This window comes from Ottowia caeni (genome assembly GCF_050821495.1).
In the GTDB taxonomy this organism is placed as follows: Bacteria; Pseudomonadota; Gammaproteobacteria; order Burkholderiales; family Burkholderiaceae_C; genus Ottowia; species Ottowia caeni.
The window spans coordinates 4,100,626-4,120,478 of the sequence record NZ_CP151080.1 but is presented as its reverse complement, the minus strand read 5'-3'; the positions used below and the strand labels follow the sequence as shown (position 1 = coordinate 4,120,478).

Below are 19,853 nucleotides of genomic sequence, written 5' to 3'. Positions count from 1 at the left end.
ATCAGCAGCCTCCGCATTCGGACAGGCTGCCAAGAAAGCCAGACCGTCGAGCGACTCACGCGGCCATCCGTTCAGGCTCAAGAGCCAGCATCAGTTTTGACCAATCCAGTGCACTCAAGTGCGGCCGAACCGCATCCAGCACAGCGGCAAAGGCGGGCGCGGGGGCGGATGCACGCATCCCTGTCAGCAGATCAGCACGTTCCCCCGGGGAAAGCGCCGGAATCATCCAGCGCATGATCGTCAGATTCACCGCTAGCGGGATGGACGCCACAATTTTGCCTTCCATAGCCATCAGCTCAGCGTCGCTATAACTGGCCCACAGCGCTGCGTTGTGCTTAGCTTCTTCCTCATGCATGTGGTCAAAGTTTTCCGCCACGAATAGAGAAAGATCGTGATACAGCGCATGCGCGGCGCGGCGTTTCGCCAGGGCGGAGTCGGCCGTTGCCAGACGGCTCACGGCCTCGCGCAATCCACTGATCGCGGTTTGGTGCTGAACGTGCTCTTCCGCGATCCGCAGGCTGGAACCTAGGTGGCCTTGCTCCATGGCGGGGTGAATGAATTCGTTCTCGTGTTTCAAGTGTCTGGTCAGGATCTCGGTGAGTTCGAGAACGCGCTCGCACGTTTCGTGCATATCGTTTGCATCGTTGGTGTCAACACGGCCCACGGAAAAAAGTGTGTCGTTCATCATTGAGCGCAGGGCTTTATGAATGCCGGCGTAAATGTCATACCGTGGTGCTGTCAAAGTGGTGTCGCTGAGAGAGGGGCTCATAGCAGTGTCTCCGATGGTTCAGAAAGGTTCCTTAAGCACGACAAGAGAGGAAAATTGGCGCGCTGATGAAATGTAGAAATTCCCGGCCACTAGTGAAGCTAAAAAATCGTTAAGCTTCAGGTAAATCGTGCTTAAGAATGGCTGTGCTCCATCGTGGTGTGCTGGCGGTATCATTCGTCTCGCTCAGTTCACGAGCAGAACCCATGTTTGCCTTGCCTGCCGAGTGGCGCCTCCATCTACCCCAGATGCCATCACTTCGACTGGCTGGGTGCGACATGGCCGGGCAGCCCCATGTATGTCGGGCCCTCGCTGCAGACACCCTGCCGGATGGGCGGATGCTGGTGCTGTTTTCCGGACGCACGGCACCGCGCGTGGCGGAGGCAGTGGAAGAAACCGCTCAAGTGGCTTTGCTCATCACGTCACCCCGCACCAACCGGACCTTGCACCTCAAAGGCCGCGACGCCCAGGTCGCGCCAGCGTTGCCTGAGCATATGGAGCTGCTGCGCCAGAGCGGTGAAACGCTCGCAAGGGAAATTTCCGAGATCGACGGATTTCGTGGCGATGTCTTTGTGGAAAATTGGTACGGGGTCGAATTACAGGATCTGCTGGCGGCGCGATTCACAATATCTGGCGCTTGGGATCAAACGCCCGGCCCCGATGCAGGGCAACCGGTGGCATTGGAGCCGATTGCATGACCGCGCTGACGCTGCACGGGATACGCCGGATTCTCGATGGCGGAATTCCGCCCACCCTGGGCAGCGCCTCCCTGGACGGCGTGCCTCACGTGAACTTGCTCTCGCATGTGGAATACGTGGACGCCCACCATGTCGCCCTGACTTTCCAGTTCTTTAACCGCAGTCGCGACAACATCATGGCCACGCGGCGCGCTTGTTTAATGGTGGAAGACCCCGTCACAGGGGCTAACCTCGTGATGCGTCTGCGGTATCTGCGGACTGAAACCTCGGGCCCCATCTTTGAAAGGCTGCGTGCGAAACTGGCGGGTATAGCGGCACACACGCGAATGGAAAACGTGTTTCGCCTGCGTGGTGCCGATGTGTACGAAGTTCTGGACATCGAAACAAATCAACAGGGGGCCCAGTTGCCTACACTGGCTCCGCGCTGTGACCTCGCTGCGGGTGCGCGTGCCGTGTCCGCGCGCCTGGCTGATTGCAACGAGCTGGCGGCATTGCCGCAGCTGGCCATGGATGGCTTGCGCGACGATCTCGGGGTGCGCCACGCCATCCTGTGGCTCCTGGATGAACACCGTCACAGCTTGTATGCGCTGGCCAGCATGGGTTATGCGGAAGCAGGTATCGGAGCGGAATTGCCTCTGGAAGAGGCTGGGCTTGCTGGCGTTGCCGTACGTGAAGGCGTCGCCCTGCGCATCGGGCACATGGCACGTATGTACAGGTATGGGCGCATGCTGCATGCCGTGGCGCGTGAGCATCACATGCTCACAGATGCTGCGCAGCGCGAGCCCATCGCCTTGCCTGGTTTGTCCACACCCTGCAGCCAGCTGGCCGTCCCCTTGCGTGCGCGTGGGCGTTCAGTGGGGGTGTTGCTGGTCGAGAGCGAGAGCGACCAGTTTTTTGGCTACGACGACGAGGATGCCCTTGCCATGCTGTGCGCACAACTCGCGCAGGCGCTGGTCACCTTGCAAGGCGCTGAACTGGAGGTGCCCACCGCGCCGGCAGTGGGGACACCCCTTCCGCGCCCAGAAGGGCCGCCCCTGAGGCTGCGGTACTTCGCGCGCGATGGCACTGTGTTCATTGATGGCCAATACCTAATCAAAGGCGTGGCCGGCGCCATCTTGTGGAAAATCGCCCACGATGCCCATGTCAGTGGCCGCAGCAGCTTCACCACGCGGGAGCTGCGCCTTGCTGGCGACTCCCTGGGCTTGCCCGAGGTGCAGGACAACCTGGGCGTTCGTCTTCTGTTGCTGCAGCGTCGTCTCGCCGAGTGGGGAGGCCCGCTGCAAATAGAAAAACTCGGCGTGGGTGCTACGCCATGGTGCTGAATCGGCGACTGGAGTTGGAGCGGGTGGATGATGCTCCTTGAACTCTGATAGCGCCCTCCATGGCGACTTTCTCGGTGTGTGACACAGGGAATTTGCCGCAATCGGTTGACAGCGAGGGAACTCGCGCTAACTGCTCTCGTCAAAGTGGACTAAACTAAGCTAGTTCAATTAGGCATCGTCATGGAAACGGTCAATATTCATCAAGCCAAGACGCATCTGTCACGTCTGATCGATCGTGCCGCGCATGGCGAGTCATTCATCATTGCCAAAGCGGGCAAGCCTATGGTGAAGGTGTCGCCAATTAGTGCACCGACGGGAGACAAAGTGCGTCGCCTGGGGTTTCTGTCTGGGCATATCAAGGTGCCTGACGATTTCGATCGCATGGGCGAGTCTGAAATCAACACTATGTTTTTCGGTGGCGAATGAAGCTACTGCTCGACACCCACATTCTCTTATGGGCGGCCGAGGGCTCTCCGCGTTTGCCGAAGGTTGCGCGAAGTCTTATCCTTGATTCTGAAAATACGTTGCTGTTCAGTCCTGCAAGCCTATGGGAAATTACTATCAAAAAAGGCCTTGGACGAGATGATTTCCAGGTAGATCCGCGCGTTTTGCGAAGGGCGCTACTGGACAACGGCTACGAAGAACTGACCATTACAAGCGAACATGCCGTTTCGGTAGATGGTCTTCCGCCAATCCATAAAGACCCGTTCGATCGCCTGCTGATTTCCCAAGCCATGGTGGAGGGCATCACTCTCCTGACGGCTGACGAGCGTGTCGGAGAGTATCCCGGTCCCATACGTAAAGTGTGAACGAGGCTCTCCGCATTCTTCTCCTCAAGCCGCTCGATCTCTTAGTATGGCTTGCGCCACCTCTGCAGACCCTGCTCCGCGCTCACTTTGCGTCACATAATCAGGTTTGTGTACCACACTCTGCTTCAAAACGCCTGACGTTGGCCACGCCGATACTGTGCCTCATGTGCTGAAACATCACTTGGATATTGGTTGAGTCACCCACATAGACCTAGCGTTCCGTATCTGTGGCCAGATCGCTGGGTCATCGCTCGGGCGCCCCGCTCCTCTCGCGGAGCGCAGAGTGCGACTTCCTGCAAGCGGAAAAGTTTGGCCGCACACGGGAGGCGTCGGCCCAGTCGCACTTGGCGTCATTCAGTAGATGGTCTGAATTTTTATCGACAGTGTTGCATAAATGTACTTCAGAGGAGCGCGAAAGATAACGCTCGTGCTTTGGCTCTCGTGTGGACTGATGCTTGTCAAGCACAATTCGTATTTATGCAGCTGCAAGGGGACTTATGAAAAAAGTAGGCGAAGAGTTCTGGTTGAAGGTGACGGTGACTGAAATTTCCGCAATTAGTTTGTTACTGATTGCTCTCAATGGTGCGTTTGCTTTAATTGGAGCACATTTACCGTTGCCAACATTTGTATTTTCTTTCGTCTGGGTTATGGTTGCTTTTTGCATCGCATTGGCTCTAGCGAAGTTGATGCAATTGTCATGGGGGCGAAGTGCCTCATGGCCATCCCGAATGTGGATGGGGTTTGTGCTGGTTTGGTTGGTTCATGCAGCTATAAAATCTACTCGAACGGGATTTGTGCGTCACGATGAGATTTATAGTTGGAGTATGTGGGCTGTCCAGCATTATCTAGGGATGCCGGCTGATTTTTACTATACACAGGCGGCATATCCTCAGTTTTTTCCCTATGTGCTTAGTGCGGTATTTTTCGCGCAAGAATCTCACATCTCGCATTTCTGGGCAAAACTTTTATGCGGGGTGCCAGCGATATTGATCGCTTTGATTTTTTTGATCAATGCCATCGAAGGGGTAAATCTGCAAAGATTCAATGGGTTAGCCTGCTCCTCGCTCTGGCGGCACTTGGCAGTGTTAGTAATATTTTGCTCTGGGGTTATGCTGACCCTCTTTCTAGTGCACTCATGTTTACGAGCTTCGCACTGGTGTTGCAGTATGCTAATTCACCATATGCCCTGCAGCCCTGGATTATCGCTTGCGCTTGTGGGTTGCTTGCGGCCCTGACTAAGCAACCCGGCTTGGTATGGGTGGGCCTATCACTCCCGGTCATAGCGCTTTTTGGTGTTTGGCGCTGGCGCTGGCCTGCGATCACGATTATTTTCGGGGGAGTGACTGCCATACTGGCCGCGATCTGGCCTGTTTTTATTGCGCCGGATTTTTCCAACAATCAAGGGGTGCTGGCCATTGCTGAGAAAAATGGAGGGTATCTCGCATCCGGTTTTTATGCCTTCAGCAAATACATTTTGAACGATGCCTTCCTAGGCGTTCTCTTGGTTGTTTCCACAGGGATTGCGTTGTCGACGAGTCGGGGTAGATTTTTATGGATCTTTGCCATAGCGCCATTCCTCGCAATCTGGTTCATCATTGGATCTTACGAAAAGCGGCATGGAATGCATGTTATTTTGATGGCCGTCTACCTTGCTATTAGCGTTTTGCACGCTAGAGGTCGGGACGCGGCGCAGGAGATCCAGTTTCCTGCGATCACCGATAAATTTGAAACGCGTGCTGTATCTTTGGTCCTGGGAATTTTTGTTGTATGCCTAGCGGTGGGTACGGCATGGTCTTTGAATGCCACAGCCCTGCGAGACGGAAATAAGTTAATGTTCTCGGCACAATTTGGTGACGATGCATTGCCGATCTACGAAGATATGGTGTCTTCAAAACGCAAGGTGTTTACCACCAGTAATTATCAATATGGCATGCTCTTCAACCGAGTCGATATTAGTAGGCTGGATCCCGCAGGTGATGAATCATTGATGAATTCTCTGCTTCGATATTTGCGTGAGTATGAAATCGAATATGCCCTGACAGCAGGCGATTGGGGGTTCGGTCCGTACTCCGAAACGTTGTTGCAGTTGGCCGAGAAATGTCCTGCAGCCCTTGAGTTGGTCGCTAGTTCCGAGCTTGAACCTCGACCCAGGATATACCGCGTCCACCAAGGGGCGCCGATAAACTCGTGTGTACCGTGATGTGACGCATCATTGGTGCCTACCGCAAACGAACATGCCCTATCGGTAGATAGTCCGCCGACAGTTCAAAAAGACACTTTCGATCCACTGATGATTGCTCAAGCCATGGTGTATCGCGTCATTCTTCTGGCGGTTGATGAGCGAATCAGAGAGTATCCCGGTCCCATACTTAAAGTGTGAACGAAGCCCCCGTCTTGCTCACTTCACGCCGTTCGATCCATCAATATGGCTTGCGCGACCTCAGCAAACCCTGCTCCGCGCTCCCTTTGCGTCACATAATCAGGTTTGTGCACCAACTCTGCTTCAAAACGCCTGATGTTGGCCACACCGACACTGTGCCTCATGTGCTGGAACATCACTTGGTCATTGGTTGAGTCTCCCACATAGACCCAGCGTCGCGTTTCAGAGGCCAGATCCCGGCCAAAAAGCACTTGGGTGATCCAGCGGGCACCTAGCCATTTGTCGTGCCCGCCGATCCAGCCATTCACATGAATGCTGCTGACACTGGCATTGAGACCCTCTCGGCGCATGATCTCCACTACCTGAGCAATCTGTGCCGCGTTCAAATGCGCGAACTCGCTGTGGTCGATCGCAATATCCGTTTCTCGCCCGGAAGAGTCCTGCGCGAGCATCGTGCCCGGCACCTCACGCAGCACGCAGGCTGCCACTTCTTGCAAGCGGGCAAAGTTGGCGGCACGCATGGCGGCATCCGCTTGGTAACGCTTGCCGTCTTTGAGGAGTGCCACCGAACCATTTTCTGCCACGATCGCGTCCACCGGCCAGCTCTGTGCAAACGGCTCGCTCCAGCCGACGGGCCTTCCGGTGATCGGGATCACGTGCAACCCGGCTTGCTTCAAGCTGCCAAGTGATTCCAATGCCACGGGGGCAATGGCGCCATCGCAGGTGAGGGTGTCATCGATGTCGGTAAAAACACCCACAATGTCGCGCCACACTCCCCGCGGCCGCTGGATCAGAGGAGCCAGGCCTGTCATCAGGATTCGTCCGCCAGATCAATCGAGAGTGGTTCGGTCGGCACGTGCTCCACGTCGTGGTGCAGGAACGCAATGAGAAACTGAATGCCGATGATCAAGGGCAGAGCCGCCAGCATGACGGTGCCGCTGGTGGCAGGTTCGCCCGTTGCATCGCTCAGGGCCCAGTGCGTCAGGCCAAATATCCCGCCGATCAGGCACAACAGCACACCGAGCAGGCTGTAAAGGCTGCCCAGGTTGAAGTCGCGCAGCAGGTAAAGGTACACGTAGCGCTTAAAGAACCGGGTCACGTGCTTGACCATGAATTCCGGCAGCACTTTGGAAACCTTCAGGCTCGATTCCTCGTCGGCATACACGGAATCCATAGGGACATCGCGCACCACGGCACGCACCGTGTTCAGGTGGTACAGCATGTCGGTCTCAAAAAAATAGCGCTTTTCAAGTTTGTGCAGAGGCAATTCGCGCAGCACGCTGGTGTGTATTGCCGTATAGCCGTTGGTTGGGTCCATGACAGACCAGTAGCCCGTGCTCAGCTTGTTGATGAAGGAGAGCGCCGCATTCCCGAACAGCCGGACCGGTGGCATGCCCTTGAGCGATTCTGGGCGGTAGAACCGGTTACCTTTGGTGTAATCAGCTTTGCCTCGTGCAATGGGCCGCACAAAATGCGGGATCAGGGAAGGGTCCATCTGGCCATCGCCGTCTACCTTGATGACGATGTCCACGTCTTCCTCCAGCGCAGCCCGGTAAGCCGTGGCAATGGCGCCACCTACCCCTTGGTTCTGCTCGTGAAAGATCACGCGCACGCGAGGGTCATCACATTCACTCTGCACCAGCGCGCCGCTGTCTTGCGGGCATTTGTCGTCCACCACATAGATGCGCTGAACCGCAGGCGGAATGGCGGCGATCACCCCCAAAATATGGGCGCGGACCTTGTAGCAGGGAATGGCAACGGCAAGATGCGGATTCATATCAGCTATGCCCCCCAATGGATGCCAAGGTCACCCCCGCAAGAATCAGTGCACCCCCCGCCAGGGTCTGCCAATTCAGTGCTTCACCCAACATCATCCACCCAAGGACCGGAACGATCAAAAACGCCAGTCCCATGAAAGGGTAGGCAATATGGAGCGGCGCATGGCGCAGCACCCAGATCCACACCAGCGTGGTGATTCCGTAAAGGGCCAGGGCCGTGATTAGCCACCCATTGAATACCCATTGATGCCAACTGCTGGCATCAACGATGGATTGCGCTGCTTTCTTGAAAAGCAACTGCCCAAGCGAAATGCCCAGAACGCAGAGGACAGTGATGGTGGTGATCAGCGGGGTCATGAAGGGTGCCCAGGCAGATGTGCCGATAGTGTCAGGTGAGAGAATTTCAGAGAATTTTCAGCCGTCTGCGCGTAGCTTGCTCTGGGAATCATCGCTGGTTCTGGAATGAAGGTAAACAGGAAGGAGTACAAGCGGTGCAGTAAAGAAGGAGAGCAAATATCGATACTCCCCAGCAATAGAGAAAAAGAAAACTGCAGCCAACTGCAAGACGAAGACGCTGCACACCACAAGCCCGCTACGGTCGCGTGCCCGCGATGCACGGGCGCTAGCGGCCACGATCAGAAAAAGTCCAAGCCAAGGTGCCCAGAACAAGGCGCGATGCTCAAATGCGAAGTTATACCAAAGCATGAGTTTCTTGTGCGGCCAAGAACTTCTGAATTTCTCTTGCGACTGTGACTTCGTTTGCGACAAGATATATTGCGCTGAGTCTGGTGGCGGAATTCCCCGTTTGCCAACGCAGAGTATAGGAAAATATTTACTCTGCTGGCCGCGAAAGCTGGAAAATTATGCCAAAGGTTGTACTTGAAAAACTCCCGGATAATTGTGGTTTTTGCTTCCTTGGAGAGGTAGAGAAGAGCTGGGCCGGCTGGGTTGAAGATCAGTGGATCCCAGTAATAATGATCATAAAACTTGGAGATGTGCTCCAATGTTTTTCCATTAGAAGTCAATGCCTCGACGGATTTTGGCGATATCCGGGGCTTGTTGTGTTCCCAGAGGCCCATCGGACGGTGCTCCATGAAGCCCACCGTTTCATAAAGAGCAAGAGGAAAGATCGAGCCTATGGGCGCGCGATGCTTGAATTGAGAGTTTGCATAAAGTGCGACCAATAGCCAAGGCAGCGCCATACCGACGAGTTTCCAGCGATCAAGTTTAGGCAGCGCAAAAAATAGTGCTATCAGGGCAACCGCATTGATGAGTCCGTTGGGGCGTGCAAAAAGTGCGAATGGCAGTGTTATTGCAAGCATGATCGCAGAAACGGAATTAATACGCCGGGCTCGGTAGCAGATCCATACTTCGAACAGCATGCCCATCATCGACATCGTGTAAATGCCGTCTGAGTAAAGTGCCGCCGAATAATATAGGACGCTAGGGGCTAGCGCTACGAAAAACAGGCAGTACCAAAAACTCTTGAAGTGTCTTTGCTCGAGCATCCAGCTCAGAATGCGCGCGGAAACGATGACGCTGATGAGTGATTGAACCAGGATGGGAACTTCAACCAAGCGCCAGGGCCCATAGAGCAGCAGGTTGTACAAGTACCAGAATGCAGGCTTACCCGCTTGAGCTTCCCGGTTTGTCTCTACCTCGAGCATGGTGGCAAGACTGTCTTGACCCAGCACACCAGGCCAGCATGCGATGAGCCAAGTGATGTAACAGGCTCCTAGCAGGAGCAGTAGAAAAGCGAAGCGATAAGACCCGTTTTCCAGAAAACGCATCAGAAATTTGGGTGCACTGACCCCTCTTTGCTCCGAAGGTCTACGCGGCTTGAATTTCATGGCTACTTTTTCCAGGCCATGCCATGACGCATAGGCGAGTATTGTGGTCACCAAAATGGAAAGCGCCAGGATACCTGCCGAACCTACAGAGGGCCAAAGAAAATGAATAATCGTTTGCTGCGTTGGAAATGCAATCAAATAGATGCCGTAAGACGGATCTCCCCAACGACCGAATCCACGCAAAATTGGTGTGGATCGCGTGCCTAGGTATATAACGGCGTAAGGTACTACCAGAAGGAATGATATGTATCTAAGTCCGGAGTGCCAGAGGCTCAGTCCTGCTACGATAAGCAGTCCAAGGTAGAGCGCAGGCCTTTTGCTCCATAGTGGCTGGAGTGTGAATACGGCGGAACCTGCCAAAAAGTAGGCAGCCATTTCCCGAAAATGTTTCCAATCTTGGTGAAAATCAGGTCCGAATCGGATTTGGTACCAAAGGAGTGTAATAGTAATGAGAGACAGCCACAGCAGGCGTCGGCGAAGGAGTCCGACGGCGGCGGCGCATGCCAGCGCTATATAGCATTTGATTTCATAGGGAATTGTCCAGAGGGAACCATTCACCGCGACTGGATATGGATTTTTTTCGAAAACACCAGGTAGGGCTGAAATTAATCCCATCCAAATATTGGAGAGATACGCAAAAGTCAGCTTGTGGGAAAGATAATCTCCGAGAGGGAGGCTTGTCAGAAATGATCCCAGTACATACGCCGTCAGTATGATGACAGCGATGTAAGCGGGAAATATGCGCAATGCGCGGCGTTGGGCGAAACGAAGCAGGTTAGGGTCGTTATACCAACTTGCCGTGACCAAATAACCGCTGATCGCAAAGAATATCAGTACTGCAAAACCACCCAGCGTGTTGATCTGGAGCACGGACGGCTCGAACTGTCCCAGTAAGGCAAAGTGGTGGCTGATCAGAACCGATAAGGCCGCCACCATGCGTATGGCGTCGAAATTATTGGCCTGATGGGCAGGTGCGTTTTGTGCAGAAAGCGCATTCATACCGTATGAGAGCTTTTGCGATCATTGCCCAGATTGAAGGGCAAGTCCCGCATGTTCCCGCAGCGGATGAAAATGTATCTTTGGGAACCGCTCCTGCGCCAGCCGCACATCGTAGGGGCTGGTGCACAAATAAGCCAGTGTGTCTGCCGCATCCCGGGCCATGCGAAGCGGGTAGGCGTTCTCAAATTCGCGCAGTTCCGCAGGAGTATCGGCCGTGATCCAGCGCGCGCCGGTGTATTGGCAGCCCTCCAGGCGAATGTCGCAGTCGTACTCAGCGTTCAGGCGGTGCTGCACCACTTCAAACTGCAATTGCCCCACGGCGCCGAGCAGCATGTTGCCACCGGCTTCGGGTTTGAAAACCTGAATGGCGCCTTCTTCGCCCAGTTGCATCAGTCCCTGTTGCAATTGCTTGGTGCGCAGCGGGTTCCTCAGCACCACGGTCATGAACATCTCGGGTGCAAAGAAGGGCAGCCCTGTGAACTGCAGGTTCGCGCCATCGGTAATGGTGTCACCCAGTTGCACGCCGCCGTGCGTGGTGAAACCAATGATGTCGCCAGCATAGGCTTCTTCTACCGCTTCGCGGCGCTGACTCATGAAGGTGACCACGCTGGTGGGGCGTAGCTCTTTGCCCGTGCGTTGCACCTTCATCTTCATGCCAGGCGTGTACTTGCCAGAAGCGACACGCACGAAGGCGATCCGGTCCCGGTGGTTGGCATCCATGTTGGCCTGCACCTTGAACACCACGCCGGAGAAGCCTTCATCTTCCGGATGAATGATTTTCTCCACCGGCTGCTTGTTCACCATCAGTGTGCTCTTGCGTGGGCCAGGCGAAGGAGACATGTCTACCACCGCGTCCAGCACTTCCATGACCCCGAAGTTGTTCACACCGGAACCGAAGAACACGGGCGTCAGCTTGCCGGCCAGGAAAGCTTCATGATCCCACTCGGCCGAGGCGCCCACGGCCAGTTCCATGCTTTCCAGCGCTTCATCGAAAGCCTGCCCGAAGCGAGCGCGCAGCTTGTCGGTGTCGCTCAACGGGATGACTTCAAAATCCTGCGGGCGCTTTTCACTGCCTGACTGGAACACGGTCATGCTTTTTGAGCGCAGGTTGATGATGCCGCCAAAATTCTTGCCCTGACCTACGGGCCAGGTGATTGGGCAGCATGGCATACCCAGCTCGCGCTCCACCTCATCCATGATGTCGAGCGGGTCACGCACTTCGCGGTCCATCTTGTTGACGAAGGTGATGATCGGGGTGTCGCGCTGGCGGCAAACTTCGATCAGTCTGCGTGTCTGGGCTTCCACGCCGTTGGCAGCGTCAATCACCATCAGGGCCGAGTCCACGGCGGTGAGCACGCGGTAAGTGTCTTCCGAGAAGTCTTTGTGTCCCGGGGTGTCCAGCAGGTTGATCACGTGGTCGCGGTAGACCATCTGCATCACGGAAGATGCCACGGAAATGCCGCGCTGCTTTTCAATCTCCATCCAGTCGCTGGTCGCGTGGCGGCTGGCCTTGCGTGCCTTCACGCTGCCTGCGATCTGAATTGCGCCGGAGAATAGCAGCAGCTTCTCAGTCAGCGTGGTCTTGCCGGCGTCGGGGTGAGAGATGATGGCAAACGTGCGTCTCCGCCTGGTTTCTTCTAGGAAATTCTGGTTGGACATGGAGATATTGGTCTAAATATGTGCGGGTGCTCTGGAGTGCACGCGAATTGAAATGGCGCGGCGCGAGGATGCGGTTTCGGCGGCCTAACCCGTAATTATCAACCGACTAGGCAATGTGTTCAAAACTCTGGCGGGAAGCGCGGGCGAGGCCAGGGAGGCAGCGCAAGGCAGATTTTGTAGCCAATAGCCCAGCCACTGGCGATAGATGACGGCCGAGCAAGCCGCGCTGCCGTCGGATTCGCGCGTCGTCACAGATTTTGAAGTTGCTTGAGCGTCGCGGTGCAAACGAGCAAGTCGGTTAGCGCGGCCTGGCATTTTCGCCCTCGTCAATGAGGTGCTGCGCGCTGCGTTTGTCACGGCGGCGGCGCTTGGTCGGCTGATGTTATCGACTAAATTCGCGATACCCTCGATTCATCGCGTTTGCACCTTCAAGGGGGGCATGCATAGCTCCCTGCGCTCGGTTGCGGAACGGTCTCGGGCGATCCGCACTACCACCGACTCGCTAGGGTCATGCAGGGCTGTCTTATCTTTTTGGTGGTGATCGCTCAAGTTCCTAATTTCCGTGAGGCCGTTTCATCATGACCAGATCTTCAAGACGTATCCAAAGCAAATGGGCAAAGCACTGACTCTTCCGAGGAATGCGCCAGGGCGTCGTGACGTCAGCGAGTCGGCAAATGCACTGGCGCCCCGCATCGAGGTGCTTGACGGCTTGCGAGGCTTGGCCATTGCCCTGGTTCTGATGTGCCATCTGCAGGAGTACATCCGGCAGCTCTGGCCCAATACTTCAGCGTTCGGAGCTTCGGGCTTTGCGGAAAAGCTCGTGTTGAATCTTTGGGTTGGTGTTGACTTGTTCTACGTATTGAGCGGGTTTTTCATTGCCAACGCCGTACTTCGACCTTCCACGTTTGAGCCGCTGCACTTCGTTAGAAGGCGGATGACGAGGATTCTCCCCGCGTACTACTTGGCGCTATTGCTGGTGCTGGTCCTGATCGAGCGTCAATATTTCGCCAGCGCTCGAGGTTGGGCAGATATCGGGCTTCATTTGCTCATGCTGCATCAAATGCAGCCGTGGAGCATGTATTCGATCATCGGACCTGCATGGACGCTAGGGATCGAATGGTCGTTCTATTTGGCGATGCTCGCACTGGCGCCCATCTGGCGAGCATGGGCGGGCTGGTCGATGGTCCTATTTTTTGTGGCGGTGAGCTACGTTTGGCGCGCCAGTGTCATGGTTGCGGTCGAACCTGAGCAGCGCTCTTTTTGGGCAGTGCAGATTCTCGGGGCTCTGGACGAGTTTGCGATGGGCATGCTGGTCGCATGGCTGCAGCAGCGCGGGGTTTGGGCTCGTTTTCGCGCGCGCTGGCCCTGGGGTGGTTTGGCGATGCTGTGCCTTGTTCTAACTTTGGCTGGAACGTGCCTCGTTTACTACGTGAGTCTTCTTCCCCAAGGGTATTACAGCTATCCCTTCGCTGTTGTTTTTTCGCGCACCTGGCTAGCCGCAGGTTTTGCGCTGATGTTGGCCGGTTTTGTCGTGCTGGAAACATCAAGTGTGTTACAGGCGGTCGTTCGGTCAACGGGGTTAGGTGCTCTTGGTCGGATCAGCTTTAGCGTATATCTCTACCATGCACCCGTCATTTTGCTGGTGCATCGAAGTGGGCAGACTTTGGTCACGTCCGGCCCCTTGTTGGCCCTGACCTTGACAGTCCTGTCGCTTCTTGTCGCTTGGATGAACTTTCGTTGGGTCGAAAATCGATGGCATCCGTCAGTGTGATGCCAGTGCGACAACCAACTGTTCAGAGCTTGTTCAAATTTTCTGCGCGAGGGCCGTTGTGGCTGTTGCACGACGATCGAAAAGCTGTGGCTTCAAGCGGTGCGCCGATGCGAAGAAAAACGCGGGGATACCTCGTGGTATCGCGTTTATTTTCGCGCGGCCGGCTAGGCGACCGGCTTAGGCAACGCCGCAATCCAGTCGCTGGTGGCGTGGCGACTGGCCTTGCGTGCCTTCACGCTGCCCGCACTCTGAATCGCCCCGGAGAACAGCAGCAGTTTCTCGGTTAGTGTGGTTTTGCCCGCGTCGGGGTGCTAGATGATGGCAAACGTGCGTCTCCGCCTGGTTTTTCCTATGAAAGTATGGTTTGACATGGGGCCAATCGATCAAATATGTACGCAAACCTTGAGGGTACCGGCTGACCTCTGCACGGTCATCTGCCCCAGATCCCTCGGCGTACATTGCTGTTTTGCAGCACGATAACCTAAAAATAACAAAACTCAAAAACCTAAAACTTGCTTGACTTGATAACCTAAAAAGCACAACACTCAATAACCTAAAAAGTACAAGCAGAGTGATCATGGCAACGCCATCAGAAAACCTTGCCACCTCCCTCGAAGTTCTGAAAAGCCTTCAGGATCAGGGGATCGTGGCCATCCGGACCACGCACATCACCCGTACACACAGAGAACGTCTGCTCAGGAATGGATTCCTTCGCGAGGTCGTGAAGGGCTGGTACATCACGAGCCGTCCCGACGAGGCTCCCGGCGAAAGCACGGCCTGGTATACGTCCTTCTGGGCATTCTGCGCCGACTACCTCAATGAACGGTTCGACGGGGATTGGTGCCTTAGTCCCGAGCAATCCCTGTCTGTGCAGACCGGCGACTGGACGGTGCCCCGGCAGGTTCAGGTCCGATCCCCGAGGGGGGCAACAAGCCCTTATCCCTGCCCCACGAGACCTCGATCTTCGATGTCCGGCTGGCGCTGCCCCCGGCGCAGGACATCGAAGTGAGGAATGGCATACGGGTTTTCAGCCTTCCCGGTGGGCTCATTGCGAGTTCGCCGACAAATTTCACCGCCCAGCCCATCGTCATGCGGGCGGCGTTGGCCGCGATCACCGATGCCTCCCAGGTTCTTGGCCGCTTGCTTGAGGGTGGACACAGCACGATTGCAGGAAGGCTGGCGGGAGCCTTCCGCAATATTGGACGGGTCAGCATCGCCGCCAACATTGTGGAAACCATGCGTGCGGCAGGCTACACCGTGCACGAGACGGACCCTTTCACGGGCATCCCGCACGTGGCTCTCGGCTTGCGCGAAACCTCGCCCTACGTCAACCGGGTCAGCATGACCTGGCAAAAAATGCGCAAGGATGTTCTGGACCATTTTCCCGCGCCGCCGGGACTGCCTCAAGACAAGGCGGCCTACCTCAAGAGCGTGGACGAGGTCTATGTCACGGACGCCTACAACTCGCTCTCAATCGAGGGCTACCGGGTCAGCGCGGGGCTGATCGAGCGTGTCCGCTCCGGTGACTGGAGCCCCGACACCATCGAGGCGGACCGCAACCATCGGGACGCCCTTGCCGCACGCGGGTACTGGCAGGCCTTCCAGCGCGTCAGGCAAAGCGTTGACAGGGGTCTGGACGGTGAAAACGCCGGACACATAGCAGAGGCTGATCACGGCGCGTGGTACAGGGAACTGTTCGGGCCGAGCGTTGCGGCCGGTATTCTCAAACCGGCTGATCTTGCCGGTTATCGCAATGGCCCCGTCTACATTCGCCGATCCATGCACGTTCCCCCGAATCGGGAGGCTGTGCGCGAACTCATGCCTGCATTTTTTGAACTGCTCCGGAGCGAGTCCGAGCCCTCTGTTCGCGTCGTTATGGGGCATTTCATCTTCGTCTATATCCACCCCTACCTTGACGGCAACGGGCGCATGGGTCGCTTCCTGATGAACGTGATGCTGGCGTCTGGGGGCTTCCCGTGGACGGTGATCCCAGTGATGCGACGCGATGAGTACATGACGGCGCTGGAACAGGCCAGCGTAGAAGTCAACATCGTTCCGTTCGCCCGTTTCCTGGGTGAACTCGTGAAGGGCGGAAAAGAGCGTGGTTGACGTGCAACTGTGGCGCAGCCGGGGCGGGCTGTTTCCATTGAGCTGTATCTCTTCCTGTTGTGACAGGGAGTAGAGAAAGAGGGCAACGCTTCAACGATATGTCACTATGAGAAATCCCTGATTTCGCTCCACGGGCATGGACATGGGCATGGGCACTTGCGTCCGCCTACAAGTCTTTGCCGCCTGCTGAGGCGGCCAGACAATGAACAGGTGCGGCCAATTTGCGAAGACGGTCGGGTGTGAGGCGAACTTTCCCATGACCTCGAGGGCTCGGCCAAAGCCGCATTGACTTGACTTGTCCGTACATTTGTCGTGCGTTGCATAAGAAAACGCAGAGTCATAGTCCCCTGCCCAGCCAAGAGAGGTTGCTATGCCGAGCACCGTTGAAAAGTCCGAAAAAACGCGCAATGCGCGGCTGGAGGCACCGGTCTCCAGCGAACAGAAAAGTCTCTTCCAACGGGCTGCCGCTCTGTCCGGTCGCACGCTGAGCGAGTTTGTGATCGACAGTGCGCAGCGGGCCGCTGCCAAGATCGTCCAGGAACACGAACTCATCCGGCTCTCACGCGAGGAGCGGCTTGTTTTTGTCTCTGCCCTGCTGAACCCGCCGGAACCGGGCGCGCGCTTGCGCAAAGCCGCGGAAAGCTACCGCCAGAAGACGGGGCTGTGATTGCCGCTCACCCTGACGCCTGAATACGTCGTCCCCCTCGGAAAAGGACATTACCGCAGCGCCTTCGACTGCGGTAACGACGATCTGAATCGCTTCCTCAAGCAGCAGGCGCGGCAGGATGCCGAGAAGCACGTCGCCGTGCCCTTTGTGCTCCTTGAACCTGGTCGCCGGGCGGTGCGCGGTTTCTACACGCTTTCAGCGTCCATCATTCCCCTCGATGAGCTGCCGCCGGACATGATGAAGAAGCTGCCCCGGTACGGACAGTTGCCTGTGACCCTGCTAGGCAGGCTGGCGGTTGATCAGACGGCCAAAGGGCAGGGTGTCGGGGAGTTCCTTCTCATCGATGCACTGCGCCGCTGTCTCGAAGGAGCGCAGCAAATTGGCGCAATGGCCGCCATCGTGGACGCGAAGGACGAGCAGGCCGAGAGTTTCTACAGGCATTTCGACTTCCTGCCCTTCCAGCTCACTCCCAGGCGTTTGTTTCTGCCGATGCGCCAGATTGCACAGCTTTTCTCTGGGCCTCGTCTGGCTTCCGGAACACAGAATTCGTGAACCTCGTTCTATGCCCCATCCAAATCGGGTTCTGTCCGCTCAAAAAATCGTGATCTGACCCCGATTATGATTGCCAACAGCGCCTCTTTCAAGGCAAATGACATGCAGTGTTTGGTGCTTCCCGAAGAAACCACCCCGTCAGGCTGCGCCTGCCACCCCTCCACCGGAGGGGAATTAGGTTCAAATGCCATCTGGCCCCACCGGACACCCCCCGTTAGTCATGACTGCGGCCGACCAATTCCCCTCCGTCGGAGGGGTGCCCGAAGGGCGGGGTGGTTCTGCCCCCCAACAGCGCCTCTTTCAAGGCAAATGACATGCAGTGTTTGGTGCTTCCCGAAGAAACCACCCCGTCAGGCTGCGCCTGCCACCCCTCCACCGGAGGGGAATTAGGTTCAAATGCCATCTGGCCCCACCGGACACCCCCGTTAGTCATGACTGCGGCCGACCAATTCCCCTCCGTCGGAGGGGTGCCCGAAGGGCGGGGTGGTTCTGCCCCCCAACAGCGCCTCTTTCAAGGCAAACGACATGCAGTGTTTGGTGCTTCCCGAAGAAACCACCCCGTCAGGCTGCGCCTGCCACCCCTCCACCGGAGGGGAATTAGGTTCAAATGCCATCTGGCCCCACCGGACACCCCCCGTTAGTCATGACTGCGGCCGACCAATTCCCCTCCGTCGGAGGGGTGCCCGAAGGGCGGGGTGGTTCAGCCCCCCAACAGCGCCTCTTTCAAGGCAAATGACATGCAGCAAGCGAGAAAGGCTGACGAGGCCGCACTGGGTGTCAACCAGCCAACGAGAAAACATGACACGCTGCAACTCGGTCATCGATACCTTTATGACCACTTCAATCAGTTCAAGCGACATCAGTGTCAAGCGACATAGCGCTTGTTTCGTATAATCAGGCGTATTCCGAGGAGCGTTGCAGCGCCTGCATCAACTGCCAGGCGTGAGGCTCGGAATCCCTTCTTTGCAACGACGCTCATCCACTGAAAGCAAGTGCGGTGAGCTTTTTTATTCCCGTCTTGCCAGTGGTTCAACATCAGTTGGTTTGGAGCCACCATGAACGCACGTTTGAAAAACCCCGTTGCCGCTGACAGCGCAATTGCCGACGTCACCTTGGCAGACTGGGGCCGCAAGGAAATCAAGATCGCCGAGACCGAAATGCCCGGCCTGATGGCGATCCGCGAGGAGTTCGCGAAATCAAAACCCCTGAAGGGCGCTCGCATTACCGGCAGTCTGCACATGACGATTCAGACTGCGGTGCTGATCGAGACCTTGCAGGCGCTGGGTGCCGAGGTGCGCTGGGCTTCATGCAACATTTTCAGTACCCAGGACCACGCGGCGGCGGCGATTGCAGCCAGCGGCACTCCGGTCTTCGCCATCAAGGGTGAAACGCTGGCAGATTACTGGGACTATACGCACCGCATCTTCGAATTCGGCAAAAAGGGCGCCAAGGGCGAAGGCCCCAACATGATTTTGGATGACGGCGGCGATGCCACGCTGCTGATGCACCTTGGCAAGCAGGCCGAGACCGATCCGAAGGTGATCGCGAATCCCAAGAGCGAAGAAGAAAAAGTCCTGTTTGCGGCGATCAAGGCGAAACTCAAGGAAGATGCCACCTGGTACAGCCGCAAGAGCGCTGAAATTCTTGGTGTAACCGAGGAAACCACCACGGGCGTGCATCGCCTGAACGAGATGTCTGCCAAGGGCACGCTCATGTTCCGCGCCATCAACGTCAACGATTCGGTCACCAAGTCCAAGTTCGACAACCTCTACGGCTGCCGTGAATCACTGGTAGACGGCATCAAGCGTGCCACCGACGTCATGATCGCCGGCAAGGTTGCCGTGGTGTGCGGATACGGAGACGTGGGCAAGGGCTCTGCGCAAGCTCTGCGCGCATTGTCCGCGCAGGTGTGGGTAACAGAGATCGACCCTATTTGCGCCCTGCAGGCCGCCATGGAAGGCTACCGCGTTGTCACCATGGAAGAGGCGGCTCCGCTGGCCGATATATTCGTCACCGCAACCGGCAATAAAGACGTTATCACCTACAAGCACATGAAGGCCATGAAGGATCAGGCCATCGTTTGCAACATCGGCCATTTCGACAATGAGATTGATGTCGCCAGCTTGGAAGAAAAGTGCAAGTGGGAAGAGATCAAGCCGCAGGTTGACCACGTGATCTTCAAGGACGGCAAGCGGATCATTCTGCTGGCCAAGGGCCGTCTGGTGAACCTGGGCTGCGGCACTGGCCACCCGAGCTATGTCATGTCTTCCTCGTTCGCCAACCAGACCATCGCGCAGATTGAGCTCTACGCTCACTCTGACAGCTACGATGTGGGCAAGGTCTACGTTCTGCCCAAGCACCTGGACGAAAAGGTCGCACGCTTGCAACTGGCCAAGTTGAACGCAAAACTGACCGTGCTGTCGAACGAGCAGGCTGCTTATATTGGCGTGCCGAAGGTCGGCCCTTACAAGCCAGATACCTACCGTTACTGAG

16 protein-coding genes, 2 pseudogenes and 1 riboswitch are annotated in these 19,853 nt (G+C 56.4%); of the genes and pseudogenes, 10 read left to right on the top strand and 8 right to left on the bottom strand.

Annotation, left to right across the window (positions count from 1 at the left end; translation table 11 throughout):
- Positions 1–55 precede the first annotated feature (55 nt).
- Positions 56–769, bottom strand: coding sequence for a hemerythrin domain-containing protein (locus AAAK34_RS19345; protein WP_231694602.1), 714 nt, complete (start codon positions 767–769; stop codon positions 56–58).
- A 203-nt stretch (positions 770–972) separates the two neighbouring features.
- Between AAAK34_RS19345 and AAAK34_RS19340 the strand changes: the two genes are divergently transcribed.
- The 4 genes from AAAK34_RS19340 (at position 973) to AAAK34_RS19325 (ending at position 3,595) form a co-directional block, all read left to right on the top strand.
- On the top strand, positions 973–1,464 hold the full coding sequence (locus tag AAAK34_RS19340; protein WP_431777572.1) for a hypothetical protein: 492 nt from the start codon (positions 973–975) through the stop codon (positions 1,462–1,464).
- Positions 1,461–2,786, top strand: a complete 1,326-nt coding sequence (locus tag AAAK34_RS19335) for a GAF domain-containing protein (RefSeq protein ID WP_431777571.1) — start codon at positions 1,461–1,463, stop codon at positions 2,784–2,786. The genes AAAK34_RS19340 and AAAK34_RS19335 overlap by 4 nt, the downstream gene beginning before the upstream one ends.
- 180 nt (positions 2,787–2,966) lie before the next feature.
- Positions 2,967–3,212 (top strand): type II toxin-antitoxin system Phd/YefM family antitoxin, encoded by a 246-nt coding sequence (locus AAAK34_RS19330; RefSeq protein ID WP_231694605.1) that lies wholly within the window; start codon positions 2,967–2,969, stop codon positions 3,210–3,212.
- A complete protein-coding gene (locus AAAK34_RS19325) occupies positions 3,209–3,595 on the top strand; it encodes a type II toxin-antitoxin system VapC family toxin (protein ID WP_231694606.1) in 387 nt (128 codons plus the stop codon). Before AAAK34_RS19330 ends, AAAK34_RS19325 begins: the two co-directional genes overlap by 4 nt.
- A gap of 24 nt (positions 3,596–3,619) precedes the next feature.
- Here AAAK34_RS19325 and AAAK34_RS19320 read toward each other — a convergent pair.
- Positions 3,620–3,806, bottom strand: a pseudogene (locus AAAK34_RS19320) (HAD family hydrolase); the annotation flags it as partial.
- 756 nt (positions 3,807–4,562) lie between these two features.
- Here AAAK34_RS19320 and AAAK34_RS19315 point away from each other — a divergent pair.
- Entirely contained in the window at positions 4,563–5,795 is a 1,233-nt protein-coding gene (locus AAAK34_RS19315; protein WP_431777570.1) for a hypothetical protein, read from the top strand.
- 203 nt (positions 5,796–5,998) lie between these two features.
- On the opposite strand, the gene AAAK34_RS19310 is transcribed toward AAAK34_RS19315, so the two are convergent.
- From AAAK34_RS19310 to AAAK34_RS19290, 5 genes are all read right to left on the bottom strand, one after another.
- Positions 5,999–6,787: an HAD family hydrolase gene (locus tag AAAK34_RS19310; protein ID WP_231694608.1), complete on the bottom strand. Its 789-nt coding sequence runs from the start codon at positions 6,785–6,787 to the stop codon at positions 5,999–6,001.
- Positions 6,787–7,752: a glycosyltransferase family 2 protein gene (locus tag AAAK34_RS19305; RefSeq protein ID WP_231694609.1), complete on the bottom strand. Its 966-nt coding sequence runs from the start codon at positions 7,750–7,752 to the stop codon at positions 6,787–6,789. Before AAAK34_RS19305 ends, AAAK34_RS19310 begins: the two co-directional genes overlap by 1 nt.
- Position 7,753: 1 nt before the next feature.
- Positions 7,754–8,110, bottom strand: a complete 357-nt coding sequence (locus AAAK34_RS19300; protein ID WP_231694610.1) for an EamA family transporter — start codon at positions 8,108–8,110, stop codon at positions 7,754–7,756.
- A gap of 278 nt (positions 8,111–8,388) precedes the next feature.
- Complete coding sequence (locus AAAK34_RS19295) at positions 8,389–10,602, bottom strand: acyltransferase family protein (RefSeq protein WP_431777569.1); 2,214 nt, start codon at positions 10,600–10,602, stop codon at positions 8,389–8,391.
- A 21-nt stretch (positions 10,603–10,623) separates the two neighbouring features.
- Positions 10,624–12,261 (bottom strand): peptide chain release factor 3, encoded by a 1,638-nt coding sequence (locus AAAK34_RS19290; protein WP_231694612.1) that lies wholly within the window; start codon positions 12,259–12,261, stop codon positions 10,624–10,626.
- Between the two features lie 610 nt (positions 12,262–12,871).
- Between AAAK34_RS19290 and AAAK34_RS19285 the strand changes: the two genes are divergently transcribed.
- Positions 12,872–14,032: an acyltransferase family protein gene (locus AAAK34_RS19285; protein WP_231694613.1), complete on the top strand. Its 1,161-nt coding sequence runs from the start codon at positions 12,872–12,874 to the stop codon at positions 14,030–14,032.
- A gap of 191 nt (positions 14,033–14,223) precedes the next feature.
- Here the strand turns inward: AAAK34_RS19285 and AAAK34_RS19280 are convergent.
- Positions 14,224–14,403 (bottom strand): annotated as a pseudogene (locus tag AAAK34_RS19280) (GTP-binding protein); the annotation flags it as partial.
- Between the two features lie 634 nt (positions 14,404–15,037).
- On the opposite strand from AAAK34_RS19280, the gene AAAK34_RS19275 reads away from it, so the two are divergent.
- From AAAK34_RS19275 to ahcY, 4 genes are all read left to right on the top strand, one after another.
- Positions 15,038–16,141, top strand: coding sequence for a Fic family protein (locus AAAK34_RS19275; RefSeq protein WP_431777568.1), 1,104 nt, complete (start codon positions 15,038–15,040; stop codon positions 16,139–16,141).
- 370 nt (positions 16,142–16,511) lie between these two features.
- Positions 16,512–16,808: a DUF1778 domain-containing protein gene (locus AAAK34_RS19270; RefSeq protein ID WP_231694615.1), complete on the top strand. Its 297-nt coding sequence runs from the start codon at positions 16,512–16,514 to the stop codon at positions 16,806–16,808.
- A complete protein-coding gene (locus tag AAAK34_RS19265) occupies positions 16,809–17,360 on the top strand; it encodes a GNAT family N-acetyltransferase (RefSeq protein WP_231694616.1) in 552 nt (183 codons plus the stop codon). It begins immediately after the preceding gene.
- A gap of 901 nt (positions 17,361–18,261) precedes the next feature.
- A riboswitch (S-adenosyl-L-homocysteine riboswitch) is annotated at positions 18,262–18,344 on the top strand.
- Between the two features lie 71 nt (positions 18,345–18,415).
- Positions 18,416–19,852 carry an adenosylhomocysteinase gene (gene ahcY / locus AAAK34_RS19260; protein ID WP_231694618.1) on the top strand — a complete coding sequence of 479 codons (1,437 nt, stop codon included), beginning with the start codon at positions 18,416–18,418 and terminating at the stop codon, positions 19,850–19,852.
- Position 19,853: the final 1 nt, after the last annotated feature.